This window comes from Streptomyces asoensis (assembly GCF_013085465.1).
Lineage (GTDB): Bacteria > Actinomycetota > Actinomycetes > Streptomycetales > Streptomycetaceae > Streptomyces > Streptomyces cacaoi_A.
Map to the genome: position 1 here is coordinate 4950529 of NZ_CP049838.1, position 26556 is coordinate 4977084.

At 71.4% G+C, this 26556-nt stretch carries 25 protein-coding genes and 2 tRNA genes; 14 read left to right on the forward strand and 13 right to left on the reverse strand.

Annotation, left to right across the window (positions count from 1 at the left end; translation table 11 throughout):
• Positions 1 to 92 precede the first annotated feature (92 nt).
• The 4 genes from G9272_RS22110 to G9272_RS22125 all read right to left on the reverse strand — a co-directional run bounded on the left by G9272_RS22110 (position 93) and on the right by G9272_RS22125 (position 3155).
• Positions 93 to 1262 (reverse strand): lipid-transfer protein, encoded by a 1170-nt coding sequence (locus G9272_RS22110; RefSeq protein ID WP_171398182.1) that lies wholly within the window; start codon positions 1260 to 1262, stop codon positions 93 to 95.
• A complete protein-coding gene (locus tag G9272_RS22115; RefSeq protein WP_171398183.1) occupies positions 1259 to 1672 on the reverse strand; it encodes a MaoC family dehydratase in 414 nt (137 codons plus the stop codon). Before G9272_RS22115 ends, G9272_RS22110 begins: the two co-directional genes overlap by 4 nt.
• On the reverse strand, positions 1669 to 2601 hold the full coding sequence (locus tag G9272_RS22120) for a bifunctional MaoC family dehydratase N-terminal/OB-fold nucleic acid binding domain-containing protein (RefSeq protein WP_171398184.1): 933 nt from the start codon (positions 2599 to 2601) through the stop codon (positions 1669 to 1671). The genes G9272_RS22115 and G9272_RS22120 overlap by 4 nt, the downstream gene beginning before the upstream one ends.
• A gap of 239 nt (positions 2602 to 2840) precedes the next feature.
• Positions 2841 to 3155, reverse strand: coding sequence for a hypothetical protein (locus tag G9272_RS22125; protein WP_171398185.1), 315 nt, complete (start codon positions 3153 to 3155; stop codon positions 2841 to 2843).
• A gap of 362 nt (positions 3156 to 3517) precedes the next feature.
• Between G9272_RS22125 and G9272_RS22130 the strand changes: the two genes are divergently transcribed.
• A complete protein-coding gene (locus tag G9272_RS22130) occupies positions 3518 to 4411 on the forward strand; it encodes a bifunctional DNA primase/polymerase (RefSeq protein ID WP_171398186.1) in 894 nt (297 codons plus the stop codon).
• A gap of 20 nt (positions 4412 to 4431) precedes the next feature.
• On the opposite strand, the gene G9272_RS22135 is transcribed toward G9272_RS22130, so the two are convergent.
• Positions 4432 to 5115: an LAETG motif-containing sortase-dependent surface protein gene (locus G9272_RS22135; protein ID WP_171402110.1), complete on the reverse strand. Its 684-nt coding sequence runs from the start codon at positions 5113 to 5115 to the stop codon at positions 4432 to 4434.
• Between the two features lie 297 nt (positions 5116 to 5412).
• On the opposite strand from G9272_RS22135, the gene G9272_RS22140 reads away from it, so the two are divergent.
• Positions 5413 to 5619, forward strand: coding sequence for a hypothetical protein (locus G9272_RS22140; RefSeq protein ID WP_171398187.1), 207 nt, complete (start codon positions 5413 to 5415; stop codon positions 5617 to 5619).
• Positions 5620 to 5740: 121 nt separating this feature from the next.
• Here the strand turns inward: G9272_RS22140 and G9272_RS22145 are convergent.
• Positions 5741 to 5822, reverse strand: a tRNA-Ser gene (locus tag G9272_RS22145).
• A gap of 660 nt (positions 5823 to 6482) precedes the next feature.
• Here G9272_RS22145 and G9272_RS45400 point away from each other — a divergent pair.
• The 3 genes from G9272_RS45400 (at position 6483) to G9272_RS22155 (ending at position 8324) form a co-directional block, all read left to right on the forward strand.
• A complete protein-coding gene (locus G9272_RS45400; protein WP_253267894.1) occupies positions 6483 to 7004 on the forward strand; it encodes a hypothetical protein in 522 nt (173 codons plus the stop codon).
• Between the two features lie 626 nt (positions 7005 to 7630).
• A complete protein-coding gene (locus tag G9272_RS45405) occupies positions 7631 to 7840 on the forward strand; it encodes a hypothetical protein (protein ID WP_253267895.1) in 210 nt (69 codons plus the stop codon).
• Positions 7841 to 8003: 163 nt separating this feature from the next.
• Positions 8004 to 8324 carry a hypothetical protein gene (locus G9272_RS22155; RefSeq protein ID WP_171398188.1) on the forward strand — a complete coding sequence of 107 codons (321 nt, stop codon included), beginning with the start codon at positions 8004 to 8006 and terminating at the stop codon, positions 8322 to 8324.
• 135 nt (positions 8325 to 8459) lie between these two features.
• On the opposite strand, the gene G9272_RS22160 is transcribed toward G9272_RS22155, so the two are convergent.
• Positions 8460 to 8546, reverse strand: a tRNA-Ser gene (locus G9272_RS22160).
• Between the two features lie 481 nt (positions 8547 to 9027).
• On the opposite strand from G9272_RS22160, the gene G9272_RS22165 reads away from it, so the two are divergent.
• Entirely contained in the window at positions 9028 to 9879 is an 852-nt protein-coding gene (locus tag G9272_RS22165) for a hypothetical protein (RefSeq protein WP_171398189.1), read from the forward strand.
• Positions 9880 to 10055: 176 nt separating this feature from the next.
• Here the strand turns inward: G9272_RS22165 and G9272_RS22170 are convergent, their stop codons facing one another.
• Complete coding sequence (locus G9272_RS22170) at positions 10056 to 11675, reverse strand: S1C family serine protease (protein ID WP_171398190.1); 1620 nt, start codon at positions 11673 to 11675, stop codon at positions 10056 to 10058.
• A gap of 281 nt (positions 11676 to 11956) precedes the next feature.
• Here G9272_RS22170 and G9272_RS22175 point away from each other — a divergent pair, with 281 nt between their 5' ends.
• The 3 genes from G9272_RS22175 (at position 11957) to G9272_RS22185 (ending at position 14781) form a co-directional block, all read left to right on the forward strand.
• Entirely contained in the window at positions 11957 to 12793 is an 837-nt protein-coding gene (locus G9272_RS22175; protein WP_171398191.1) for a glycerophosphodiester phosphodiesterase, read from the forward strand.
• Positions 12794 to 12977: 184 nt separating this feature from the next.
• Positions 12978 to 13616, forward strand: a complete 639-nt coding sequence (locus tag G9272_RS22180) for an ATP-binding protein (RefSeq protein ID WP_171398192.1) — start codon at positions 12978 to 12980, stop codon at positions 13614 to 13616.
• 199 nt (positions 13617 to 13815) lie between these two features.
• Positions 13816 to 14781, forward strand: a complete 966-nt coding sequence (locus tag G9272_RS22185) for a DUF5926 family protein (protein ID WP_171398193.1) — start codon at positions 13816 to 13818, stop codon at positions 14779 to 14781.
• A 277-nt stretch (positions 14782 to 15058) separates the two neighbouring features.
• Here G9272_RS22185 and G9272_RS22190 read toward each other — a convergent pair whose 3' ends face one another.
• Positions 15059 to 15613 (reverse strand): hypothetical protein, encoded by a 555-nt coding sequence (locus G9272_RS22190; RefSeq protein WP_171398194.1) that lies wholly within the window; start codon positions 15611 to 15613, stop codon positions 15059 to 15061.
• 56 nt (positions 15614 to 15669) lie between these two features.
• A complete protein-coding gene (locus tag G9272_RS22195; RefSeq protein ID WP_171398195.1) occupies positions 15670 to 16335 on the reverse strand; it encodes a bifunctional DNA primase/polymerase in 666 nt (221 codons plus the stop codon).
• 523 nt (positions 16336 to 16858) lie between these two features.
• Between G9272_RS22195 and G9272_RS22200 the strand changes: the two genes are divergently transcribed.
• The 4 genes from G9272_RS22200 to G9272_RS22215 all read left to right on the forward strand — a co-directional run bounded on the left by G9272_RS22200 (position 16859) and on the right by G9272_RS22215 (position 22781).
• Positions 16859 to 18394 carry a PP2C family protein-serine/threonine phosphatase gene (locus G9272_RS22200; RefSeq protein WP_171402111.1) on the forward strand — a complete coding sequence of 512 codons (1536 nt, stop codon included), beginning with the start codon at positions 16859 to 16861 and terminating at the stop codon, positions 18392 to 18394.
• 105 nt (positions 18395 to 18499) lie between these two features.
• Complete coding sequence (locus G9272_RS22205; RefSeq protein ID WP_171398196.1) at positions 18500 to 19993, forward strand: aminopeptidase P family protein; 1494 nt, start codon at positions 18500 to 18502, stop codon at positions 19991 to 19993.
• 113 nt (positions 19994 to 20106) lie between these two features.
• The gene (locus tag G9272_RS22210; protein ID WP_171398197.1) at positions 20107 to 21474 is read left to right on the forward strand and encodes a PLP-dependent aminotransferase family protein; all 1368 of its coding nucleotides are present in this window, start codon (positions 20107 to 20109) and stop codon (positions 21472 to 21474) included.
• A gap of 89 nt (positions 21475 to 21563) precedes the next feature.
• Positions 21564 to 22781, forward strand: coding sequence for an MFS transporter (locus G9272_RS22215; protein ID WP_171398198.1), 1218 nt, complete (start codon positions 21564 to 21566; stop codon positions 22779 to 22781).
• A gap of 239 nt (positions 22782 to 23020) precedes the next feature.
• On the opposite strand, the gene G9272_RS22220 is transcribed toward G9272_RS22215, so the two are convergent.
• The 3 genes from G9272_RS22220 to G9272_RS22230 all read right to left on the reverse strand — a co-directional run bounded on the left by G9272_RS22220 (position 23021) and on the right by G9272_RS22230 (position 25420).
• A complete protein-coding gene (locus tag G9272_RS22220) occupies positions 23021 to 23854 on the reverse strand; it encodes a triphosphoribosyl-dephospho-CoA synthase (protein ID WP_171398199.1) in 834 nt (277 codons plus the stop codon).
• Between the two features lie 9 nt (positions 23855 to 23863).
• Positions 23864 to 24814 carry an intradiol ring-cleavage dioxygenase gene (locus G9272_RS22225; protein WP_171398200.1) on the reverse strand — a complete coding sequence of 317 codons (951 nt, stop codon included), beginning with the start codon at positions 24812 to 24814 and terminating at the stop codon, positions 23864 to 23866.
• Positions 24815 to 24958: 144 nt separating this feature from the next.
• Entirely contained in the window at positions 24959 to 25420 is a 462-nt protein-coding gene (locus G9272_RS22230) for an ATP-binding protein (RefSeq protein WP_171398201.1), read from the reverse strand.
• A gap of 242 nt (positions 25421 to 25662) precedes the next feature.
• On the opposite strand from G9272_RS22230, the gene G9272_RS22235 reads away from it, so the two are divergent.
• Positions 25663 to 26529: a hypothetical protein gene (locus G9272_RS22235; protein ID WP_171398202.1), complete on the forward strand. Its 867-nt coding sequence runs from the start codon at positions 25663 to 25665 to the stop codon at positions 26527 to 26529.
• Positions 26530 to 26556 lie beyond the last annotated feature (27 nt).

Sequence of the window (26556 nt, forward strand, 5' to 3'; positions counted from 1 at the left end):
CGGATCCCTCTCAGGTTGTAGGGGTGGTGCCCGCCCCACCTCCTGAAGGTGGACGAGGCGGCGGCGACTACTACGGGATGACCCCTGGGTGCTCATCCGTCCGAGGTGAGGACCAGGCCCGACGTCGGCACCCCGGTCCCCGCCGTCACCAGGGTCCGGGCGGCCCCCGGCACCTGGTTCACGGACGTGCCGCGCAGCTGCCGTACGGCTTCGGCCACACCGTTCATCCCGTGGAGGTAGGCCTCGCCGAGCTGGCCGCCGTGGGTGTTCAGCGGCAGCCGGTCCTCCGCGACGAAGGCCGGGGCCTCGCCCGGGGCGCAGAAACCGAACTCCTCCAGCTGCATCAGCACGAACGGTGTGAAGTGGTCGTACAGGATCCCCACGTCGATGTCGGCCGGCGCCAGGCCGGAGCCGCACCACAGCTGGCGGGCGACCACGGACATCTCCGGCAGGCCCGTCAGGTCGTCGCGGTAGAAGCTGGTCATCTGTTCCTGGGCCCGGCCGGCGCCCTGGGCGGCCGCGGTGACCACGGCGGGCGGCTGCGGCAGGTCCCGGGCCCGCTCCACCGAGGTGACGACGATCGCCTGGCCGCCGTCCGTCTCCTGGCAGCAGTCCAGCAGCCTGAGCGGCTCGGCGATCCAGCGCGAGGCCGCGTGGTCGGCGCGGGTGATCGGGCGGTCGTGGAAGTACGCCGCCGGGTTCGTCGCCGCGTGCCGGCGGGCCGTGACGGCGACCGGCCCGAACGCGTCCTCCGGGGTCAGCCCGTACGCGTACAGGTAGCGCTGCGCCGCCATCGCCACCCAGGAGGCGGGGGTGAGCAGCCCGAACGGCAGCGTCCAGCCGAGCGCCGTCCCCTCCGCCGACGGTTCGCGGTGCCGCACACCCGAGCCGAAGCGGCGCCCCGACCGCTCGTTGAAGGCGCGGTAGCAGACCACGACCTCGGCGACCCCGGCCGCGACGGCGAGCGCCGCCTGCTGCACAGTCGCGCAGGCCGCCCCGCCGCCGTAGTGGACCCGGGAGAAGAAGGACAGCTCTCCCATGCCGCAGGCCTGTGCCACGGTGATCTCCGGGCTGGTGTCCATCGTGAACGTCACCATCCCGTCCACGTCGGCGGGCGTGAGTCCCGCGTCGGCGAGAGCCGCCCGCACCGACTCCACCGCCAGCCGCAGTTCACTGCGCCCCGAGTCCTTGGAGAACTCCGTGGCCCCGATGCCGACGATCGCCGCCCGGCCGCCGAGGGAGTCCCGCGTCCGCACGCTCACCCCGCGCCTCCCGGCGGGACGGTGACGGCAGCGGCGACGGTGAGCGTCACCGTGCCGGTGACATGTCTGCCGATCCCGTTGTCCCCGGTGACCCGCACCACGGCGGTGTCCCCGTCGAACTCCTCGACCCTGCCCTTCAACACCATCGTGTCTCCCGGGTAGTTGGGCGCCCCGAGCCGGATGGCGACCTTGCGGAGCACGGCCGTCGGGCCGAAGTGGTCGGTGAGGTAGCGGCCGACCAGGCCGTTGGTTGTCAGGATGTTCATGAAGATGTCGGGGGACCCCTTTCGCCTGGCCAGTTCGGGGTCGTGGTGGACGTCCTGGTAGTCCCGCGAGGCGAGGGCGCCGGCGACGATCAGGGTGCGGGTGATCCCGATCTCCAGCGGCGGCAGCTCGTCACCGGCCTTCACGCGGCCACCTCCCCCGCGCGGGGCCGGAACACGGGGAGCACCAGTTCGCCGTCCTCGTCGTCGTAGGCCCGGAACTCCAGCTCCACCGGCATGCCGATCCGCACCTTGTCGTAGGGCACGTCGACCACGTTGCTGATGATGCGGACGCCCTCGGCGAGTTCGATCAGGCCGATCGCGTAGGGCGGGGAGAAGGCCGGGAAGGACGGATGGTGCATCACGACGTACGAGAAGACCGTGCCCTCGCCGCCCGCCTCGACGGTGTCCCACTCCGCCGAGCCGCAGGCGTTGCAGCCGGGGAGCCAGGGGAAGCGGAGCGTGTCACAGGCGGTGCAGCGCTGGACGAGGAGGCGGTGGCGCCGGACGCCCTCCCAGAAACCGGCGTTGTCCCGGTTGACGACGGGACGCGGCCGACGCGGTCGCTCCTGCCGGTCCTGCGCCTTCTGTTCGCGCCTGTTCGGTGCGTACTTGAGGATGCGGAAGCGATGGGTGCCGACCAGTGCCTCCCCCACGCGCACGTCCGTCCGGGTCGTGACGAAGTACCCGGTGCCCAGCTTGGTGGTCTTCCGCCGCGAGACCGACTCGATCACCGTGTCGAAGGCGACCTCGTCCCCCGGCCGCAGCGGGCGCAGGTACTCCTGCTCGCAGTCGGTGGCGACGACCGAGGTGCAGCCCGCCTCGTCGAGGAGGGAGAGCAGCTCGTCGTAGGCCTGCGCGCGCCCCTCGTGGCCGCTCAGGCCGCCCATGATCCACGCCTGGAGCATGGTCGGCGGGGCGATCGCGCCGGGGCCGGTGTACGCGGGGTTCCGGTCGCCCGTCGCCTCGCACCAGTGCCGGATCATGGGCGCGTTGACAGGGTCCCGGCCGACGCCCGCGACCGCCGCGGGGCGGCCCTCGTAGGCCTTGAGCCGCGCGTGGAGCTCGTCGTCCACGGCCGTACTCCTTCCGCGGGAAAGGCTTGTCAGGACTTACCGGGAACAGTTTCTGACTGTCCGTCAGATACGGGCCTCTGTCAAGGTCACTTCCGCGCACGAAAACGCCTGCGCGGCAGTACCGAAGTACCGCCGCACAGACGCGTTGCCACCCCACAACCCCCCACAGCCCCCACCCCACAGCCCCCACCCGGCGCGAAGCTCCCCCGGGGCCGGCGCCGGACACCGCTCCTCTCTGGTCACCACCACAGTGGGGTGAAGGCGACCGCGACATTGCTGTTGCCCTGGTTGACCGCGGTGAACGCGGACCCCTTGACCTGCGCGGTATTGCTCTGGTTCGAGGCGCCCGAGCCGACGGCGTTCTGCTGTGTGGTGGCCGAGTTGCCGCTGTTGTCGCGCCCGACACCGCTGCCGGCGATGCTCGCGACACCCGCGTTCGATCCGTCGTCCGCGAAGCCGCCGTTGTCCGCCACCGCGACGCCGGTGAAGAGGGCGGCTGCCAGCGGGAGGGCGGAGACGGCGGCGATGACGCGGGCGGTACGGATGCTTGCCATGTGGTTCCTCCAGAACGGAAGTGCGTGAGTACCCGAAGTGCATGAAGTACGGCTTTCACCTGGGCAGTTGGCCGACCGCCCCGGCACTTGTGACGACGTCGCGAGACCAGAATTGCCCACCGAATCCCTGGCGAACCACCCCGGAAGCCGTGATTCGCACTTAAGCGTGATGACAAGTCGATAAACCCCTAGCACCACTTTTCCTGCCCGTGCCGCCATAACCCCCGGCAAGTCGGACACCTGTCCCCCGGGCCCCACAAGAGGCGAAGCGTTCCGGCACCATTCCGCCCCGGCCGACCGGCCTCGGGCGCGTCGCCGCCCACCCCCTTCCCTTTATCGAACACACGTACGACACTGGTGGTATGGCCACCACCGACCGGTACCCCCGGCAGGCCACCACGCTGGCCCTCGCCCACGCCCTGTCGGCCGCCGAACGCGGCCTGGCCGTCATCCCCCTGTCCCGGACGAAACTCCCGGCCCTGCGCTCCCCCCACCGCGACGACCCCGAGCCGGCGGGGCCGCCCTGCCACGGCGAGTGCGGCCGCTTCGGCCACGGCGTGTACGACGCCTCGACCGACCCGGCCCGCATCCGCGAACTGTTCGCCGCCGCGCCCTGGGCCACCGGCTACGGCATCGCCTGCGGCCTGTCCCCGCACCACCTCATCGGCGTCGACCTGGACACCAAGTCGGACACGGACTCCACGGCCGCCCTACGCGAACTGGCCCTGCGCCACCTCTTCACCATCCCGCCCACGATCGTCGTCCTCACCCCGTCCGGCGGGCGGCACCTGTGGCTCACCGGCCCACCGGACGTCGTCGTCCCCAACTCGGCCGGCCGCCTCGCCCCCGGCATCGACATCCGGGGCGCCGGCGGCTACCTGGTCGGCCCCGGCTCCCGCACCGCCCACGGCCTCTACGCCACCGCCCCCGGCACCGCCCACCTCACCCCCGCGCCCTGCCCGCGCTCCCTCCTGCGCCTGCTGCTGCCACCGCCGCGCTCCCCCCGCCCGGGCCCCGGCTCGACGGCGGGCGGCGCACACGGCCGGGGCCTGGTCCAGTTCGTCCTGGCCGCCCACGAAGGGCAACGGAACACGCGGCTCTTCTGGGCGGCCTGCCGCGCCTACGAGGACGGCATCGGCCCGGAGTTGACCGACGACCTGGTCGACGCCGCCGTACGAACCGGTCTGACGGCACGGGAGGCACGGGGGACGATCACGTCGGCGGCCCGCATGACCACGCACCGCCCCGAACCGTGATCGCCCCCGGCGCTCCGCTGTCAGTGCGAGCGCCGTGCCGTGCGCCGGCGCAGTCCGAGGACGATGCCACCGCCGGCCAGAACCAGCGCGGCGGCGACCCCGGCGACCAACGGCGTACGGCTGGACGCCCCGGTCTCGGCAAGCGCGGTGCCACCACCCGCGGGCGACGGCGCGCTGCCGCCCTGCGTCGAAGTCGGCTGCGCGGCCGGCGAGACGGAGGACGACGGTGACGACGACGGCGAAGACGACGCCGAAGACGACGCCGACGGCCGGTCGGACGGCGTGGCGGACACCGAGGACGCCGAGGACGCCGAGGACGAGGGACCGGCGGACGCACAGCTCTCGTCCTGGACGACGACCAGGGGCTGGATGTCCTCGTCGACCTGGTCACCTGCCTTGACGTGCACCCGGAACGTCACCCCGGCGTGCCACACCTGCGGACTGAGATCGACGGTGACGCCCTGCGCCGTCGGGTGCTCGATCTTCTGGGTGTCGACGAGCCGTTCGTTGTTGATCGGCTGGTTCAGCTGGAGGTACAGGGAGACGGTGGCCGGCGTGCCGGAGGCGTCCTTGTCGGTGACTTGGATGACGCCGTTGCCGTCGGCGTCACAGACGGCGGCTGCGGAGAAGTCGCCGATGCTGCACGCGAGCGCCGAGTGGGCGGCACCGACGGCGAGTGCGGCCGAAGCCGCGAGAGTACCCATGACGCGGGCCGCCCGGGCGGCGCGAGGTGAACGAGACACGCTTGTCCTTCACGGTCGATCAGGATGCGACGGGACGACTCCACGGGCGCCGTCCGGCCGAACCGCCGAACAAGCCCCGGAGCCGAAAACCCCCCAGGGCCACAAGCCCTTGGAGTTCCCTGTCAAAGACACCTCGCCGCAGCCCAAGGCAGGTTGAAGGAACAGCAATGATCGACCGTGAGCCCGGCCAAGAAACGGTCATGCCGGCTGAGCCACGAGGCCGCATGCCGCGCGCTACCGTGCACCCAGGGGGTGTTCGTGAGCGACCGAGAGCTACTCGAGTACGAGCCGATGTGGACCACCGAACGCGATCAGTGGGAGCTTCACGAGACCAGCATGGGCTACCAACCGATCCTGAAGGGTGATCCGCCAATGGCGGAACTCATCTGTGACGACGACCTGGCAGAGCAAGTGATCGCGAGAATGCTTGCCGCAGGAGTCACAGTCGTGCACCGACCCAACTGAGCACCGCGCCCTCGCATGCCCGACCGACCGGGAAGTCACGGGGAACAGCGGTCCCTCACAGGGCCCTGAAACAGCGAGAGCCTCCGACCAATACTGCTGGTCAGAGGCTCTCTCACAGCGGTGGGTGTGGGATTTGAACCCACGGTGACATCGCTGCCACGACGGTTTTCAAGACCGGTCAATCATCTGCGCCAGATAGGCCCATGACCTGGTCTTTCCTCCGCGTGGCCTTGGCATCGAGCGACATCTTGGCCAGAAGATGGCCACGACCGAACGTCTCCAGCTTCAAGCGGCAGCCGAGCGGGAACAGTTCTAGGTGCCGTCTCTCACGGTGGGGGACGCTCGGGGGTGAGGTCTGATGCTCCAACAGGCTAGGAATTGGCAGGCTACGGATTGGATTGCAATCTGCATCCTAGGGGCCCTCGCCCTGCTGCTGCTGGGGGTCATCGCGCTGCTGCTGTGGGTCATGATTGACGTTGTTGACTGGGAATGGTTGACGACCCCGTCTGACGGCGGGTCCGGCCCATCCGGCGATACCCTCAATCCCGGTCAGTATCTCCCTGTCCAGCCGAACATGCCGGCCGCACGCCCGTAGACGGGCACATAGGACTCCGTTTCAGCACGGCGTCTCAGAGCGTTGCGCAGAGCAGCGGTGAACCTGTGCTGAGCAGGGCTTCTCCGCCCTGACTCAGCTCCCACAAGACCGCGTTGGCCGGAGGATGGCCAAACGCAGGGTTGTCCAACCCCCTGAGCTCATGGGTCGGCGCATCACCCGAGCCGTGCTCTATCGGACGGTTGGGCGCCACCCACTCATCCGAAGGGACCCCGCCGACCGGCGGGGTCCCTTCTCCTTAAAGAGCACGATGCACAGCTACGCGTGCGCGTTTGGAGCATCCGGGAAGCGCCCGAGCAAAGCCGCTCCGTTCCAACTGCGATGGCAGGTGGATGGGACGGAGCGCCAGGAGAAGTTCGCAACCAAGACGCTCGCCGACGCCCGCCGCGCGGAGCTGCTGACCGCGACCCGCAAGGGCGAGCCGTTCGACACCGAGACGGGCCTTCCCGTCTCGGAGGTGCGCGAACGAAACCGCACGGGTTGGTACGCCCATGCACGCGCGCACGCAGCCCGGAAGTGGCCCAGCGCAGCGGCGAAACACCGCGCGAGCATCGCCGAGAGCGGGACCATCGCCACGATGGCTGCGTGCCCGACTGGGAAGGGGCGTCCAGAAGACGACCTCTTGCGCCGCGCGCTCTACCAGTGGGGATTCAACGCGGGTCGCCACGACCAGGAGCTGCCGGAAGCAGAGGCCAAAGCGCTCAAGTGGGTGGAACGCAACGCGCCGACCGTGGTCGACCTGGACAGTGCCAAGCGGATGCGCACGGTCTGATAGCACCTGGCGAGGCGCCGGGACGGCAAGGCGGCCGCCGTGAACACGTTCCGGCGCCGCCGCGCTGTGCTGAGCAACTGCCTGCGCCTGGCCGTGGAACACGAGTTGCTTCCTGGCAACCCTCTCAACCGCGTGCACTGGGAGACCCTCAAGGCTGTGGAAGAGCTGGACGTGCGGAGCGTCGCCCCTCCCACGCAGGCGCGAGCGCTGCTCGACGCGGTCCGCGCGCAGGGCCCGCGCGGCGCTCGCCTGGTCGCGTTCTTCGCGTGCATCTACTACGCCGCGCTGCGACCGGAGGAGGTCTCCATGCTGAGCGCTGATCAGTGCGAACTCCCCGAAGAAGGGTGGGGACGACTCATGCTCGCCGGCGCCCGGCCACAGGTCGGTTCCGCATGGACAGATGACGGCAAGCCGTACGAAGAGCGGCAACTGAAGCACCGAGCCCGCCGCGCCGTCCGGCCGGTACCCATCCCACCCGTCCTGGTCGCCCTCCTACGCGCCCACGTCGACGCTTTCGGGACGACGCCCGAAGGGTGGTCACCGCCGTACGGGGCGGTCCGGTCCGATCGCAGGAGTACGGAGCAGTGTGGAAGGAGGCTCGCCACCAGGCGCTCACGGCCGCGCAGGTGGTATCTCCCCTTGGCGCCATCCCGTACGACCTGCGGCACGCGTGCGTTTCCTTCTGGCTCCGCTCCGGGGTGAGCCTCGCCGAGACTGCCCGCCGTGCGGGGCAGAGCGTCGCCGTGCTTCAGCGCTACTACGCCAAGGTTCTGGACGGCGAGGAGTCGCGGATGAACGCGCTGATCGAGCAGGGGTTGGCAGAACACGAGGCCTAGGAGCCTCGCGGGCCACGGAAGATCCAAAGGCAGGCTCCGGGCCCTCCTTCCTCCGATAATCTCTCCGCGCCAAGGCCACCACGCCCGATGCCGGGTGCGGCCGACTATGCGACGCGACCGTGTGACTTCGCGGCTCACGCCGCCTCACGGACTGGAGAACACCATGCCCCACTGGGCAATCGTGGTAGCTCACGGAGACGCGGAATCCTCTCGGTACTACATCCACAGCGAACCCGAAGGGACCGAGAGCGAAGCTCTGGCCGCGTTACTGAACACTGTCGACGCCTTCAAGAAGGCTTCCAGACCAAAATCGATCAAGCGCCAGAGACGACAAGTCTTCCGCGTCTCTGAGCGCAGCTACTTCGTCCGCGTCATGCACCGGGGCTACTCGAGCCAAGCCCACTTCACCCTTGCCGAACTCGTAGCCGACACCCATGACGACGACCTTCCCGACACCGTGGGCGGGTCCACGGAGGGGCCGTGAATCCTGGCCGCAGGTTGGCCGCACGCGCTGGTCAGAGGTGTGATACCGGCGAGTCAGGGTGAGACAGGGGCACGCCGAAGGGGTGCCGCTCCGGAGAGTGGCACCCCTTCTGACCTGCATAGCTTCTGACCTGCGCGGTGGGTGTGGGATTTGAACCCACGGTGACATCGCTGCCACGACGGTTTTCAAGACCGTTCCCTTAGGCCGCTCGGGCAACCCACCTGCGCCCCTGCCCACCTGGGGTGGAGCGGGTACAGACTACCGGGCGCGGGGGCTGCTCGGGGGGCGTGGTCCACGCGGGGTCCGCTCGGTCGGTCCCCTCCCCAGGGCCGGCGCTCCGATCGGCACCGGACCGGCTGTTCGCGCATCGACGCGTACGAGCCCAGGGGCGCCGGCCTTCGCACCTCGAAGGGCCTCCGCCGGGGTCTGTGCGCGTGCCCGCCCTCGCCGCTCCGTCGAGAAAGACGCAACGGCACTCCGCGGAGGTGAGCCGCAGCCGTCAGTGCCCTCCGATTCGTGGCGCGGAGCGGCAACCCCGGTTCTGTGGAACCGAGTTGTTCACGTCACGGTACTGTGACGGCGTCGTTCTGGATCAAGGACCGAGGCATCCTTTCGGCTCCCGTTCCCCTCATAGTGATCAACAGCGCTGAGAAACCAACCGCACCTCAGCACCAACCAGCCGACTGATCAGGGGAATTGACCCATGACTCGCAACCGTCGCAAGGCCTTCCTCGTCTCCGCCGCGCTCCTGGGCGGCACCTTGCTGATGTCGGCGTGCAACCAGGGCAACGACGCAGCCGACAGCTCCTCCGGCAAGACCGAGACGGCCGCGGCGGCGAACAAGTCCGGCGCCAAGGGCGTCAGCGGCACCTTCGCGGGCGGGACAGTGAAGTACCTCGCGTCGGGCAAGTACATCGTCAGCGTGTCCGGCAAGTCCGACCAGCAGTTCTGGATCGCGGACGACACCAAGATCCTCGGCGCGGGCACCATCTGCGGCGACGCCTCCTCGAAGGTGGACGCCCCGTGCGAGGAGGCCGACCTGGAGACCGCCACCAAGGGCGGACGCTCCGTCGACGCCGATGTGGTGATGAAGGACGGCGCCGCGACGCAGATCACCGAGCGCCGCGCCTCCGCATCGTCCTCCGGAGGCAGCACGTCCGGCGGCGGCAGCACGACCGCCCCCGGGAGCACCTCCGGCGGCGCCACGACCGCCCCCGGGAGCACGTCCGGCGGCAGCGACAGCGTCGTGGACGGTCTCAACAAGGGCAAGGGCGTCAACGGCACCTGGTACGGCATCGTGCGGTACACGGCGCCCGGCAAGTACCTGGTCGACGGGCCCGCGGCCCAGGGCTCCGGCGGTGAGCAGCAGGCCTTCTACCTCGCCGAGGACACCGTGATCCTGGGCGGGGGCCAGATCTGCGGTACCGCCGGCTCGAAGGTGGACGCCCCGTGCGAGGAGGCCGACCTGGAGAAGGCCGCCAAGAAGGGCGTGGAGGCCGAGGTCGTGATCGAGAACGGCATCGCCACCAAGATCACCGACGGTGCGCTTCTCTGATCCCGTGATCCCGTAGCTCGCAACGAACAAAGGCGGTCTGCCGAAAGCAACGCTTTCGGCAGACCGCCTTTGTTCGTTGACCGTTCCCGTAAGCCGCTCGGCAACCCGCCTCGCGCCGCCGTTCGTGATCGGCGGCGCGGGGACCAGGGCAACGGGTGCGCACGCGCGCGTGGGCGTCAGCTGTCGCCCTTGCGGGAGCCGAGGGTGAGGTCGACGGTGTGGGACTTGCCGTCGCGCTCGTAGGTGATCGCGACCTTGTCGCCGGGCTGGTGGGTCCAGATCTCGCCGATGAGGGTCGGGCCGCTGTCGATCACCATGTCGTCGAGCTTGACGATGACGTCGCCGGGCTTGAGGCCGGCCTGGTCCGCCGGGCCGCCGGACTCGACCGCGGAGGCGCCGCCCTCGGCCGTGTCGGTGATCTTCGCGCCCTCCGTGGAGTCCGCCAGGGAGACGGACGCGCCGATCTTGGCGTACACCGGCTCGCCGGTCTTGATCAGCTGCTGGGCGACGTACCTGGCCTGGTTGATCGGGATGGCGAAGCCGAGGCCGATCGAGCCGGACTGGGTGGTGCCGCCCAGGCCGCCGCTGCCGGTGGACTGGATCGCGGAGTTGATGCCGATGACGTTGCCCGAGGCGTCCAGCAGCGGGCCGCCGGAGTTGCCGGGGTTGATCGAGGCGTCCGTCTGGAGTGCGCTCATGTAGGAAGCGGCGCTGCTGGTGCCGTCGCTGGAGGCCACCGGGCGGTTCTTCGCGCTGATGATGCCCGTCGTGACCGTGTTGGACAGGCCGAAGGGGGCGCCGATCGCGATCGTCGAGTCGCCGACCGCGATCTTGTCGGAGTCGCCGAGGGTGAGCGGCTTCAGGTCCGAGGGGGCGTTCTTGAGCTTGATGACGGCGACGTCGTAGCCCTGGGCGTGCCCGACGACCTCGGCGTTGTACTTCTTGCCGTCCGGGAAGGTGGCCGTCACCTTGCCGCCGTCGACCGCGTCCGCGACGACGTGGTTGTTGGTGATGATGTGGCCCTGGGTGTCGAAGACGAAGCCGGTGCCGGTGCCGCCCTCGCCGCTGCTGGACTCGGCCTCGATGGTGACCGTGCTGGGCAGCGCCTTGGCGGCGACCCCGGCGACCGTGCCCGGGTCGCGCTTGACGTCACCGCCGTTGGTGGAGGCGGAGACGGTCGTCGAGCCGGTGTCGTCGTCGTTCTTGGCCAACGTGTAGCCGAGTCCGCCGCCCAGGCCGCCCGCGACCAGCGCGGCGACCAGGATCGCGGCGACGAGCCCGCCGCGGCCACGGCCCGACTTGGGCGCGGGCTGCTGGTAGGAGGCACCCCAGACGGTCCCGTCGGGGCCACCGGGGCCGCCCGGGCCACCGACCCCACCGGGGCCACCGGCGGCGACGTCGGCGGAGCCGGGGGTGCCGTACGCGTGCGTGCTCGCGCCGGCGTCGGCGTAGAGGGGCGTTGCCGGGGCCGGGTTCGGCCAGTCGTCGGCGGCGGCCGGGGCTCCCTGCGGGGCCGGGGCGGCCTGCGGAGCGGTCGGCGGCGGCCAGCCGCCGTCGACCGGGGCCGGCGCTCCCTGAGGCGCGGTGGGCGGCGGCCAGTGGCCCTCGGGCGCCGCGGGGGCGTGACCGGCTTCCGGTGCCTGCGCGGGCGCCGCCGGGAGCGGAGTCGTGGGCGCGCCGGCATCGGGCGCGGGCGCCTGCGGGGAGGCCGAGGGAGATTCCACCGGCACGGGGGGTGCGGACGGGGCCGGGGGTACCTGGGTGCCCTCGCTCTTGCCCTCGTTCTCGGTGCTCACAGCTCTTCTCCTCGATCCACGGCTGTTGTCGTCGGTCGCACTGGGTCACGCTCGTCGGCGCTTGTCGCGCTTGCGCACGCTTTGTCGTCGACCCCGCGCGCTGAAGCTGTGCATGTGCTTTTGTACGTCTCAGCTTTTCCCACGGGCCGTCAGAGCACCATAAGCGGTGGCTGTGGGTCCTTGGCCATTCCTTATATGGGTCATTACGCACAATAAGTGCGCATCATCGAAACATCTCAGAGGGTTCTCAGACGACCGGGCGCCGATGGCACCATGACGCGGTGACCCACGCACGGCAGCACCACATTCAAGTCGTCGCCCACCGCGGGGCTTCCGAGGAGGCCCCCGAGCACACCCTGGCCGCGTACAAGAAGGCGATCGAGGACGGTGCGGACGCCCTCGAGTGCGATGTACGGCTGACCGCGGACGGCCATCTCGTCTGCGTACACGACCGTCGCGTCAACCGTACGTCGAACGGCCGCGGGGCGGTCTCCGCCCTGGAGCTCGCCGACCTCGCGACGCTGGACTTCGGCTCCTGGAAGACACGGGAGGCCCGCGAGGCCTGGCACGCGCGCGAGGAGGACCCCGACTGGGAGGTCCGGCCCGAGGACCGCGAGGAGACCTCCGTCCTGACCCTGGAGCGACTGCTGGAGCTCGTCTCCGACGCGGGGCGCCGGGTGGAACTGGCCATCGAGACCAAGCATCCGACGCGCTGGGCCGGACAGGTGGAGGAGCGGCTGCTGGTGCTGCTGAAGCGGTTCGGCCTGGACGCGCCGGCCTCGGCGGCCGAGTCCCCGGTGCGGATCATGAGCTTCTCGGCCCGCTCGCTGCATCGCGTGCGTGCCGCCGCGCCCACCATGCCGACGGTCTACCTGATGCAGTTCGTCTCGCCCCGGCTGCGCGACGGGCGGCTGCCCGCGGGAGTCGGGATCGCCGGCCCCTCGATCCGGATCGTGCGCAACCATCCGGCGTACATCGAGCGCCTGAAGGGGGCCGGCCACCAGGTGCACGTGTGGACCGTGAACGAGCCGGAGGACGTCGATCTCTGCGTCGAGCTGGGTATCGACGCCATCATCACCAACCGCCCGCGCGAGGTACTGCGCCGCCTGAGCCGCTGAGCCGCGCCCCGGCGGAAGTCACAGAAGTCACAGAAGTCACTCAAGTCCCGTCCACACCTCTTGACCCCACAGCGCCGTTACAGCATCCTCCGTTCTCAGCCATACCGTCCAAATTTAGCCACTCACTGACAGGCCCCTCACAGGGAGTGCTCCGGCGCGTTCGGTCCGTGTTCGATCATGACGAATGCGTCGCCGGGGCCGCATTGGCCGGTTTCCGGTACAGGCCAATGGGGCATCCACACCGTGGCGTGGGGCGAAGGAGGTCTCGGGGGTGGCGTTGGTGGTGGCACAGGAGGTGCCCGCGTCGTCGAGCATGGCCGTACCCCATGGCCCTGCAGGCGTGGGGAACGCGAGACACCGCATGCGCGATCAGTTGCGCACGGGCGGGGTGTCGGAATCGGTCATCGACGACGCCGTACTGATCCTTTCCGAACTCTTGAGCAATGCGTGCAAGCACGGCAGGCCGCTGGGCGACGCCCTGGCCGGGGACGGCGACGTCCGGGCCGCGTGGCGTGTCGATCCGGGTGGCCGGCTGGTGGTCGAGGTGACCGACGGCGGCGGCCCGACCCGTCCGGCCCCGGCCACCCCCTCCGTCACCGCGCACGGCGGCCGCGGGCTCAACATCATCACGGCGCTGGCCGACGACTGGGGCGTCCGGGACGACGCCCGCGGCGAGGTCACGGTGTGGGTCGTCGTCCACGCGGACGTCTACGACCCCGACGCGGGCTGCCGGCGCGACGACTTCGCATCCCGGGTCGCGGCGCCGTCGGTGGCGTCGATGCCCGGCCTGGACTTCGCGGACGCCTTCGACGACCTGGACTAGACCGGAGACGGTCGGAGGCGGCCGTCGGAGGCGGTCGTATGCGGTCGGAGGCGGTCGGGTAAAGGGCTGGAAAGATCCGCGCGGCAGAGCGCGGTGATCGTCGTCCACAGCCCCGCGTCGTCCACAGGTTCCCGTGACGGAGCGTACGAACGGCTAGGCTCCCGCCGTACCAGACGAGCCGTACCCGGGAGACACCCAGATGGCCAAGAAGCGACCCCAGACGAAGGCCAAGCGGCCGCAGCCCACCGACGCGGACATCCCGGTCGTCGGCGCGCGGGAGCCCTGCCCGTGCGGCAGCGGCCGCCGCTACAAGGCCTGTCACGGCCGGGCCGCCGCACATGCCGTGACCGAGCTGGTGCAGCGCCCCTTCGAGGGCCTGCCGGGCGAGGGCGACTGGGTGGCGCTGCGTGAGCTGGTGCCGGCCGCCACGGTCGAGCTGACGCTCAAGGGCGGTCTGCCCGAGGGCGTCCCGTCCGTCACACTCGCCACGGTGCTGCCGATGGCCTGGCCCGCGCTGCGCCGCGACGACGGCTCGGTGCTGCTCGGCCTCCAGAACGACACGCCGTCGGGCGACATCAGCCGCGACCTGGCCGACACCCTGCGGCGGGCCCTGGAGGCGGACCCCGGCACTCCGGTGCAGGCGCGCCGCGCCCCGGCCGACGGTCCACGGATGCAGGATCTGCTCGATGCCGAAGGCGTGTTCGAGCCAGTTGTGCACAGCGGCTTCGAGTTCTGGGTCCCGGACCCGGAGAACGCCGCGCCGGAGGTGGCCGCCTCCCTGGAGCGCGCCAACGCCGCGGCGATCCCGACCGTGAAGCTGACCGGTGTGGACGCCGCGTACTGGTGCGAGACGCCGGAGAAGAACCACCTGCGCTGGGTCATGCCGCACCCGGAGGAGCGGCTTTTGGACGCCCTCGCGCGGCTGCACGCGGCGGGCCGGTCGAGCCTGGGCGAGGGCACGCGCCTGGTCGGCTCCTTCCGGGCGCACGGTCTGACGGTGCCGGTCTGGGACCTGCCGAGCGCGGTCACGGCGGACGACGTGGAGAAGCCGGCCGCCGAGTTCGCCGAGCGGCTCGCCGGCGCCCTGGCCTCGGACGCACCGCTCACGGCCGACGAGCGTCGCGCGCGGGGCGGCCTGACCAACCGACAGGTGACGCTCAGCTGACGCACAGGTACGGACCCCGGCCGGACTGACCGACCGGTCAGCACCCCATGCGCCGGCGGGTGGCGTGACTCCACTCACAACTGCCGCCCGCGCAGGGTGAGTCGGCGCGAGAAGCGCCGATTCGCCGGTGTCCGGAATACCGATGGAAACAAGAGATCGAATTTGCGTGGAGCAGATCTCTTGTTACCGTTCGAGTTGCCCGGTTGCTGATGCATCCCCCGTCGTCAGCAACCGGGTCTTTTCATGTCCGGCGCCGTTTACAGTGTGCGGTCGCACGTCAACTGCCCGCATCCGCCTGGGAGTTGCTCCCGGAGCGCAGCAGCAGCGACCCGTCGCCGGTCGCTCGCGCGAACTCCGCGACCGCCGTGTACGCCGCCAGTTCGCCCCGGGTCCGCTCATGGGGTGTCTCACAGGATTCCGGCTCGTCCTCGGCACCCACTGCGCAGCGCGTCCGCACCGTGCGCCCCTCGGGCCCCATGAGGCTCAGGAAGGCGTCCAGGGCGCGTCCGGTGGCGTTGCGGTAGTAGGTGCGCGCCCAGCTGTCCTCACCCTGGGACAGCACGCAGGTCTGCGCCTCCACACCGTCGGGGGAGGTGAGTTCGGGGCCGCAGCGGGCGGCGGTGGCCAGCCCCAGGCCGAGCAGCAGCGGGGACCGGGAGGGTTCGACGGGCGGTGCCTTCGGATCCGGACCGCCGGTGGCACGTGTATCGGCCACTTCGACCGCGCCGGCCGTACGCCCTTCGTCGCCGACCGGCCCCGCGGACGCCATGGCCAGGGGCAGCGCGATCGCACCTGCCACGGCGCCCACGAGGGCGAGGAGACGAAGGTTCATGTAGCGGAAGATAGAGGGCGAACGCCGGTGTCCTGTCCGGCGCGCGCCCGACACCCCTACAACTCGGGTGCGCTCACACCCGTACGAGTGAGGGCGTCGACGACGGCGTCCACCACGGCCTCGACGTCGGGCACCCAGGGCGAGGCCGAACCGGGCAGCGGCGCGCGCTCCCACCGGACGTCGCCGCGACCCGTCTCGGACGGGGGCAGGGCGATGTAGCCGCCCTCGCCGTGGAAGCGCAGGGAGCCGGGCACGAAGTCCTTGGCGTAGAGCAGCTCACCCAGCTGCTCCATCGTGTACGGCCGGACGAGGATCGACCAGCGGGTGGGCGAGGCGACGACCGGGCCGAGACGGATGCCCTGCCGGTCGAGCGCCACGAGCGCGCGCGAGGCCGCGAGGGCGGGGAGGCTGACCGCACAGGGGGCCGTGCCCCCGGTGGCCAGGATGATCGGTGCGGTCGGCCGGTTGGTCCACCACCAGCGCACCATGCGCGCTTCGGTGGTGGCCGCGAGAAGGCCGGGGTCGAAGGGGTGAGCACCGGGGACCGTGCACTCCGGGTCGGGACAGCCGCAGCGGGAACGCCCCTGCGGGTCCGCCGTCACGCCCGGGAGGACGGGCCACTGCCATTCCGTCGCGAAGGTCAGGGCCGAGTCGATCAACTCAGGTCCTCTGTCGCTGGACTGGGACAGGAGCCTGCGTCGCTTTCCGAGGATCTCGCGCATGAGCGCTCGTTCCTTTCCGTTGCACCGCTGGCAACACCGTGGGCCACATCACATCATGTGTCGATCACTTCACTGTGCGTACCTGTTGGCGCATCACACCCCTGTACGAGACAAGGGGAACCCCTCAGGGTCGAGCGGTGGCTGCTTCCGCGGCCACTCCGTCCGACTTGCATCCATCTAATGCTGGGCGTGGCGTGGGGTGGCGAAGTCTGGCGTTTACCGTCGCGCGTATTTCTCTCCGCCTCCGCCACGGGAGGATGGGGCACGGTCGTCGATGACTATGACGCCCGGGCCGGTCACCAGGTTCCGGAAGGCTCCCAACGAGCTCCCAACGACACCTGGCCCTTACCGAGTACGTACCCATCACGACCGCTGTGACGCTCCGTGGAGCAAGCCCAGTCGACCGCAATCACCCGTTACCCGAGGCATTTTTAAGCCAACTTTACAATTCCGCAAGGGAGCCGGAAGAACTGTGCCCGATTCTCCCAAAGACCCCACGGACACCAGCAATCCCAGCAGGACAATGCTGGACATCCCCTCACGAGTGCGTGTACATGTGGAGACACCGCTAGCGGCGCAGAATGACATGGGGGTTTGCGATGCTTTTGAGCAATACGCTCCGGTCCGAGAGCCGGACGCCATGAACGCCCCTCACCCTCCGAAAGTGGCCGGAATCGATTCAACGGTTCCCTCGCCCGCACACACTGTCGCGCCCGCGCCCGCCACCCCGGGCACCCCGACGGTCCCTGCCGCCCCCACCAGCGCATCCGGCTCCACCGGCCCGGGCGCTCTGCTGACCGACCGGCTCGCCGGCTGGGTCTCCGATCTCACCACCCTCCACGAACTCACCGAACGCCTGGCCCGCACGGACGCGCTGCCGGAGACCCTCCAGGAAATGCTGCACGCCGGAGCCGCCCTCGTGGGCGCCCGGCGCGGTCTCGTCGTCTTCGAGCCCGCAGACCGGCTCGGGCCGGACAGCATGATCGGACTGGGCCTCGGCCGGGCCGATCTCGGCCATATCGAGACCGTGCCGCGCAGCGCCCTGTCCTACGGCCGCATCCTCGAGGGGCTGCCCGGCGGCGAGGGGGAGATCGCCGAGCCCGACCTGTTCGCCGAGGACGGCATGGACCCCCGCCACCGGGAGGTGGCCGCCCGCCTCGGCTACGCCGCCAGCTACGCGCTGCCCCTGGAGACGGACGGCGCTCCCGGCCGCCTGGGCGCGGCCGTATGGCTCTACGACGAGCCCGCCGAGCCGAACGAGCGTCAGCGCCACCTGATCGGCCTGTACGTCCGGTACGCCGCCGAGCACCTGGCGCGGCTCCTGGAGCTCGAACGCACACGCGCGTGCATGAAGACGATGGCCGAGGAGCTGCTGCCCTCCCGGCTGCCGCGCGTACCCGGCGTCCAGCTCGCCGCCCGGCATCACACCGGTCCGCGCGGGGGCGGCGACTGGTACGACGCACTGCCGCTGCCGGACGCCGCGCTGGGCCTCGCCGTCGGGTCCGTCACCGGGTCCGGGCCGAGCGCGGTCGCCGCGATGGGCCGGCTGCGCGCCTCCTTGCGGGCGTACGCCGTGATGGAGGGCGAGGACCCCGTCGCCGTCCTGTCCGACCTGGAGCTGCTGCTGCGGCTGACCGAGCCCGCCCGGTCCGCCACCGCCCTGTTCGCCTACTGCGAACCCGCCCTGCGCAAGATCACTCTGGCCGGCGCCGGGCACTGCCCGCCGCTGCTGGTCGGCGAGCGGCGCACGGAGTTCGTCGAGACGTCCGTCTCCGCCCCGCTGGGCATGCTGGCCTGCTGGGAGGCGCCGAGCGTCGAAATGGAGGCCGAGCCGGGCGAGACGGTTCTGCTCTACACGGACGGCCTGCTGCACCGCACCGGCGACCCCGTCGACCGCGCCTTCGCCCGGCTGCACGCGGCCGCCGCCGGGGTCCCGAAGCCGCTGCGGCACGACCCCGGCGCGATCGCCGACCACGTACTGCGCACCCTCCTGCCGGACGGGGCGGCCGAGCGGGACAGCGACGAGGACGTGGTACTGCTGGCGGCCCGCTTCGAGTAGCGCGGCGGTGACATCGGGTGACCGGCCCGGCAACAGGTCCATCGGCCCTGGGCCCCCTTACGTACGACCGTACGATGGAGGGGGTCCAGTGCCGTATCAAGGAGGATGACCGTGGCCGACGAGCTCACCCCGGCTGTGCCGGATGATGCTGCTACCGCAGCGGGCCCGGAGACTGAGTCCGAGGAGCCCATCAAGCAGCGGAAGAACGGCCTGTACCCAGGCGTATCCGACGAGCTGGCCGAGAGCATGAAGTCCGGCTGGGCCGACACGGAACTGCGTGACCTGGAGCCGATCGCCCAGGCCGCCGAGACCGCCGCCCGCCGCGCCGCGCTCTCCGCGCGCTTCCCGGGCGAGCGCCTGGTGGTCCCCGCGGGCAACCTGAAGACCCGCTCGAACGACACGGAATACGCCTTCCGCGCCTCCGTCGAGTACGCGTACCTCACGGGCAACCAGACGGAGGACGGCGTCCTCGTACTGGAGCCGGTCGCCGACGGCCACAAGGCCACGATCTACCTGCTGCCGCGCTCCGACCGCGAGAACGGCGAGTTCTGGCTGTCCGGTCAGGGCGAGCTGTGGGTCGGCCGCCGGCACTCGCTCACCGAGGCGGAGCAGCTGTACGGCATCCCGGCCTCCGACGTGCGCGAGCTGGCGGACAAGCTGCGCGAGGCCACCGGCCCGGTGCGGGTCGTGCGCGGCTTCGACGCGGGCATCGAGGCGGCCCTGACCGACAAGGTCACCGCCGAGCGCGACGAGGAACTGCGCGTCTTCCTCTCCGAGGCCCGCCTCGTCAAGGACGACTTCGAGGTCGGCGAGCTCCAGAAGGCCGTCGACTCGACGGTCCGCGGCTTCGAGGACGTCGTGAAGGTCCTCGACAAGGCCGAGGCGACGAGCGAGCGCTACATCGAGGGCACGTTCTTCCTCCGCGCGCGCGTGGAGGGCAACGACATCGGCTACGGCACCATCGCCGCCGCCGGTCCGCACGCCTGCACGCTGCACTGGGTGCGCAACGACGGCCCGGTCCGCTCCGGCGACCTGCTGCTGCTCGACGCGGGCGTCGAGACCCACACGTACTACACCGCCGACGTCACGCGCACGCTGCCGGTCAACGGCCGCTACAGCGAGATCCAGAAGAAGATCTACGACGCCGTGTACGAGGCCCAGGAGGCCGGTATCGAGGCCGTCAAGCCCGGCGGCAAGTACCGCGACTTCCATGACGCCGCGCAGCGCGTGCTGACCGAACGGCTCGTCGAGTGGGGCCTCGTCGAGGGCCCGGTCGAGCGGGTCCTGGAGCTCGGTCTCCAGCGCCGCTGGACGCTGCACGGCACCGGTCACATGCTCGGCATGGACGTCCACGACTGCGCCGCCGCGCGCGTGGAGTCGTACGTCGACGGGACGCTGGAGCCCGGCATGGTGCTGACGGTCGAACCCGGGCTGTACTTCCAGGCCGACGACCTGACGGTGCCCGAGGAGTACCGGGGGATCGGCGTCCGGATCGAGGACGACATCCTCGTCACGCAGGACGGCAACCGGAACCTGTCGGACGGCCTGCCGCGCCGCTCCGACGAGGTCGAGGCCTGGATGGCTTCGCTGAAGGGCTGACACATCGCTGATCGATGGCCGGGTACTGGTGAGTGCCCGGCCATTCCCCTGCCCAGGAGGAGTTCTGTCCTGGGGGAGTTCTGTCCAGGGGCGCTTCTGTCTAGGGGGACTGCGTGAACGACTTCTGGTCCGGTGTCGGCGTCGACCTGCACCTGGAGCCGGATGCCGCCGAAGGGCGGCGGGCCGGGCTGGAGCGGGCTCTGCGGGACGCCGTGCGGGAGGGACGGCTGGCACCCGGCAGCCGGCTGCCGGCCACCCGGCGGCTCGCGGCCGAGACCGGCATCTCGCGCAACACGGTGAAGGCCGCCTACGACCAGCTGGTCGCCGAGGGCTATCTGACGGCGCGGCAGGGCTCGGGCACCCGGGTCGCGGCCCTGCCGTCCGACGCCGCCGCACCGCCGGGCGCCGCCGCACGCGCGCGTGAGCCGCGTTTCGACCTGCGGCCCGGGAGCCCGGACGTCGGGGCGTTCCCGGCCGCGGCCTGGCTGCGCGCGCTGCGCCGGGCCATCGCGACGGCGCCCTCACTGGCGTACGACTACGGCGACCCGCGCGGCCGCATCGAACTGCGCACCGCGCTCTCGGGCTATCTGGGGCGGGCGCGGGGCGTCATCGCGCCGCCCGAGCGGATCGTGATCACCTCCGGGTACGTGCAGGGCCTCGCGCTCCTCACGCGCGTGCTGGACGGCGTCGGAATCGCGATGGAGGACCCGGGGCTGCCCTTCCACCGCGAGGTCGTACGACGCAACGGCGGGACCGTGACGCCGGTGCCGGTGGACGAGCGCGGGGTGCGCGTCGGGGAACTGGGCGACGCCGGTGCCGTGGTCGTCACGCCCGCGCACCAGTACCCGACCGGTGTGACGCTGCACCCGGGGCGGCGGCGGGCGCTCACGGAGTGGGCACGCGCGCGTGACGGGCTGATCGTCGAGGACGACTACGACGGGGAGTTCCGCTACGACCGGCAGCCGGTCGGCGCGCTCCAGGGGATGGCGCCGGGGCAGGTGGTCTATCTGGGCACCGCCTCCAAGACGCTCGGGCCCGCGCTGCGGCTCGGCTGGATGGTGTTGCCGCCGCAACTGGTGGACGCGGTCGCCGACGCCAAACTGCACAGCGACCACCACACCGAGTCCATCGGGCAGCTCGCGCTGACCGAGCTGATCCACAGCCACGCCTACGACCGGCACGTACGCGCGTGCCGGCTGCGCTACCGACGCCGCAGGGACCTGCTCCTGGAACGGGTGGGCGCGCGCCGGGGCGTGCGCGGGATCGCGGCCGGGTTGCACGCGCTGGTGGAGGTCGGCGACGAGGCGGAGGTACTGGCGCGCGCGGAGGCGGAGGGGCTCGCGGTGGGCCGTCTGGGCGAGCACTGGCACACTCCCGGCGCGGGACGTCCGCAGGGGTTGGTCGTGGGATACGGGACGCCCCGGGAGCGGCTGTATCCGGAGGCGCTGGACGTACTGACGAAGGTCCTGGGCCGGGACTGATCGGGCCACGGATCGGGCGGGATTGGGCCAGTTTCACGGCCCCTGATTGGCGCTGTCGAGCGGCCCACTGTGCCTCTAGCGTCATCGGTATGTCGAAGACTCGCCCACGGCGGCTGCTCGCGCTCGCCCAGTTGAGCAACTCCGTCGGGGACGGTGCGTACTACACGACGTCCGCCCTGTACTTCACCCAGGTGATCGGTCTCGCCCCCGCGCGCGTGGGCCTCGGGCTCACCCTCGGGTGGGCGGTCGGCTCTCTGGCCGGGGTGCCGCTGGGGCGACTGGCCGACCGGCGCGGGGCGCGCGGGACGGCGGTGCTGCTGGCCCTCGCGACCGGGCTGGCGGTGGCGTCCTTCACCCTCGTGCGCGGGTTCGTGCCGTTCGTGCTCGTGGCGTGCGGGTACGCGGCCGCGCAGTCGGGGCTCGCGGCGGCCCGGCAGGCCCTGCTGGCCGGGCTGGTGCCCGCCGGGGAGCGGACGGGACTGCTCGCGCGGCTCCAGGCGACGCTGAACGCGGGTCTGGCGGTGGGCGCCGGGCTCGGTGGGCTCGCGCTGCACGCCGGGACACGGGAGGCGTACCTCGGGGTGTTCGTGGTCGACGCGGTGAGTTTCCTGGTGTGCGCGTCGCTGCTCGCCGGGCTGCCCCGGGTGGCTCCCGGGAAGGTCCGCCCGCGCGGGAGCGGCCCGGGTGTGCTGCGGGATCGGCCGTACGCCCTGCTGGCGCTCCTGAACACCGTGCTGCTGCTGCGGATGCCGCTGCTCAGTCTGGTGCTGCCGCTGTGGATCACCGAGCGGACCGGGGCGCCCGCCTGGCTGGTCTCCGCGCTGTTCGTGCTCAACACCGCCGTGGTGACGGTGTTCCAGGTGCGGGCGGCGCGTGGCGTGACGGGACTGGCGAGCGCCACGCGCGCGGTGCGTCGGGCGGGCTGGGTGATGTGCGCCGCGTGCGCGGTGTTCGCCCTGTCCGCGGGTGCCTCGCCGTGGGTGGCGGCGGGCGTGCTGGTGCTGGGGTCGGTGCTTCAGGTGGTCGCGGAGATGGGGCAGTCCGCGGGTTCCTGGCAGCTCTCCTTCGACCTGGCGCCGGCCGACCGCGTCGGCGAGTACCAGGGCTTGTTCGGCACCGGCGTCACGGTGGCCCGCACCCTCGGTCCGCTGGTCCTGACCTGGCTGCTGGTCGAGTGGGGCACGCCGGGCTGGCTGCTGCTCGGCGCGGCGATGGTCGCGGCGTCGTACGCGATGGGTCCGGTGGCCCGGAGGGCCGCGGCCGACCGGACGACCGGGCCCCCGGCCGCGTTGGTCCCGGCGAGCTGACGGCCCCGTTCACCGTGAGCACCCTGACCACGCTGGGCAAGCCTGGTCAGACCCGCGCAACCCGGAGCAGGCCCGAGCGCGCCCCTGAGAACACGCGCCCAGGGGCGGCCCGCAGACCGCCGCCTTACGCACGCCCTACGCCCGCCGTGGCCCGTGGCGGGCCCGTGTCCCGTTGCCTGCCGCCCGTTGCCCGATGCCTGTCGCCTGTCGACGGCCGCCTGTCGTCGCCCTCGGCCCGCTCAGGCCGCCCGGGTGAGCGCGGTGACCGGCAGGGAGTCCACGAAGAGTGCGCCCGCCAGGAGGCCCGCGCTGCCGCGTGGGCTCCACGCGCGCGTGTGGAGGTCGGCGTCGAGGTCGGTCAGGGCCGCTCGGCCCGCCGGGGTCGCCGTGCCGCCCGCCTCCAGGATGCCGCGGGCACCGGCCTGCACATGACGCAGACCCAGGGGCCCCGCCGTATGCAGGAGTTCGGTGTCCTGGAGGGTGGACATGACGGTGAGCAGGGCGTCGAGTCGCGCCTCGGGCTCGTCCGCACCGGCGGCGCGGGCCGCGGCGAGCGCGTCCAGGGCGCGCCGTACGTGCGGGAATCCGGCGCGTGCCTCGCCGCGGGCGCCGGCCGCGCCGTACTTCGCCGAGACCGTCGCACCCCGCGAGGGCCGCCGTGGAGCGGCCCGGTCGGGGTGGGCGGCGATCCGCTTGGCGGTCGCGGCGACCTCGACGCCCCGCGCGCGGGTGTCGAGGGCGGCCGCCGCGACCAGCAGGCCGAGCGTCCACAGCGCACCCCGGTGCCCGCCGCCGGCCAGGCCCACCGAGTGCTCGGTGCACCTCCCGATCGCGCCCAGCTCCGCGCGGAGCCGGGGCGTGGGTTCGCCGGTGCGGCGGGCGGCCGCGGCCATCGCCGCGAGGCCGGGTGCGAGCGCCTTGGCCGACCAGCGCAGCCCGCAGTGGTCCTTGCGGGTGACGCGGGCGGCCAGGTCACGTGGGTCGGGCAGGCCCGGCTTGGGAGCCAGGGCCAGTTGCCCCGTCAGCGCGGCCACCGCGGCCTGCGCGAGCGCCTCGTCCTCACGGCTTGTCATGTCCCGACCCTATGAGGAGGCGGAGGCCGACGGGGCGTCGCTCGGCGGGGTGCCCGTCGGAGCGTCGCCCGGGGCACCGCTGGGCGGCGTACCGCCGCCGCCTCCGCCGCCCGCACCGGTGTTCTCGGCGTCGGGGTCGACACCCAGGGTGATGGACCCCTTGTAGCCCTTGGAGGGGTCGGCCTTGTGCACGGCCTTCAGGGTCAGCAGGCCGCTGGAGGTGCCACCGCCGTCGTAGACCATGTCGCTGTCGAGGGTGGTGTAGCTGCCGGAGTGCTTGGAGTAGGGCTCCAGGGTGAAGATCTCCTCGGCGATGTCGTCGGGGAAGAAGAGCTGGCCGGTGTAGTTGACCTTGCCGCCCTCGTAGGTGCCGTCCTCCTTCTGGCCGCCCGTGTGCACCTTGAGGTGGATGTGGCAGGTGCGCGGGGTGTACCAGCCCGGGAAGATCGTCTCGAACTTGACGACCCCGTTGGCGTTGGCGACCTGGTAGCCGCGCAGATAGGTGTTGTCGTCGGCGGTGGAGCCGTCCTCGCTCTCGGCCGGGGCCGAACCGCCGGGGTTGGCGGTCGTGTAGCCGGAGTAGTAACCCCAGGCGTCGCAGTGCCAGATCTCGACAGCGGCTCCGGAGACCGGCGTGCAGCCGTCGGTGGCGTCGACGACGGTGAGGCGCAGGGTGAGCGGCACACCGCTCTTGCCCTCGGTGATGTCCTTGCGCACCAAGGCACCATCGAGGTAGTAGGGCCCTTCCGTGACGCTCGTCATCAGCGTCATACAGCTGCTGCTCGTGGAGGTCGAGGTGGCGGACGCCGACGCGCTCGCCTCGGCGTCGGCGGCCGTGTCGGCGAAGGCCGACTGGTACCCGGCGACGGCGAGTCCGCCGGCCGCGACCGTGCCACCGGTCACCGCGAGAGCGCGGCGCCGCGTGATGGTTGTGTCTTTGTGGTTTCCCGTCATGAACATGAACGTAGGAAGAGCACCCGTCAGCGACATGGGGGAACGCTGAGAGGAACCTGTGAGTGCTGAGAAAGCTGAACTCCCGCTTCCCGAAGGACTCCTACCGGCCCTGACCGGCCAAGATCGGCGCCTGACGCATCTGACGAGCGGTCAGACGGCCATGAGGGGAGCGTCCTTGCGCCACTTGAGGATCTTGTCGAAGCTCACCACGGCGCCGTTGAGCCCCGGCTTGTTGCCGATGTGGACGTGGTCGGCGAGTTCCTGGATGAGGTAGAGGCCGCGGCCCTGCTCGGCGTAGGTGTCGCTGAGGGCGGAGCGGTCGACGCGGGGGGTGCACCCGCCGGCGAAACCCGGCCCCGAGTCGGCGACTTCGATGCGGCACTTCTCGCCGTCGAGGTAGGCGGTGACGCGGTACGCCTCCGAACAGCCGCCGCGCGCGGCACCCCCGCCGTGCTCGACGGCGTTGGCGCAGGCCTCGCTCAGGGCGACGGAGAGGTCGTAACTGACGTCGGGATCGACGCCCGCCGTCTCCATGGTGCCGAGCAGCAGGCGGCGGGCGAGCGGAACGCTCGCGGCATCGCGCCGTAGATGGAGTGACCACCAGATGCTCATGCTCCAGCCTCCAGGCCGCGGCTCGACATACCGATACGTATTGCCCCTCAAGGCCTTGCGTAAGCACGAATTCCACGTGATGCCGCCCATATGGGGGATGTCCGCGGCCCTTAAATCGGTGTATGTAGGACTCAGGGTCATCAGTCGCACCAGTCACAACAGAAGGTGATCTTCCGCATCGTACGGAATCTTGTGGACCTGCCGTATGGCCGCGGTGGAGCCAGTGCGATGATGACCCCGCCATGACTGCCCCCCACAGCGAGCGCTCAGGTCGCGATCTACGGCTGCTGCGGGCCGCGGTGTTCGCCGCGGTCTGCGTCGTGCTGGCCGCGGCCGGGCACACCGTGGCCTCCTGCGCCACGGTTCCGCCGTGGACGCTGGGCGCGGGATTCCTGGGCGCCCTCGCGGTCGTGGTGCCGCTCGCCGGACGCGAGCGGTCGCTGCCGGGCATAGCGGCGCTGCTCGCGGTCGGACAGACCGTGCTGCACACACTCTTCGGACTCGGCCAGCACACCGCCTCCGTCACCGCTTCCGCCTCCACCACGGCGTCGGCCATGTCCGACGCCACGCTCGTCGAACGGGCGGCCCGGCTGGTGTGCGGGGCCACGGCGGCGGCGATCAGCCCCGCCCAGGCCCAGCGGATCCTCGTCGACGCGCGGCTCTCCACGAGCGGCGACGGCAACGCCGCCGGGGGCGGCACGGACATGAGCGGCATGAGCGGGATGGGGGCCGCGCATCATCCCGCGGACGCCCTGACCACCGCCGGCACCTCGATGTCCCTGCTGCCGTCCCTGCCCATGCTGCTCGGCCACGTCCTCGCGGCCGTCGCCGCCGGATGGCTGCTGCGACGCGGCGACACGGCCCTGCTGCGGCTGCTCGCCCTGTCGGCCCACGGCGTCGCCGAGGGGGCGCTCGTACGCTCCCTGCGCGGGGCGCTCGCACTGGTGCGCGCCCTGCTCGCCGGGCTGCCCGCCGCGCCCGGGGCGGGACCGCGCGTCCCGCGCACCGCCCTGCTCGCGGCGGCGCCCGCACCCCGTACCACCGCACTCCAGCACTCGGTGATCAGGCGCGGGCCGCCGGCCGTATCCCTTCTCGTCCTCGCTGCCTGACACGACACGACCAGCACTCCACCACAC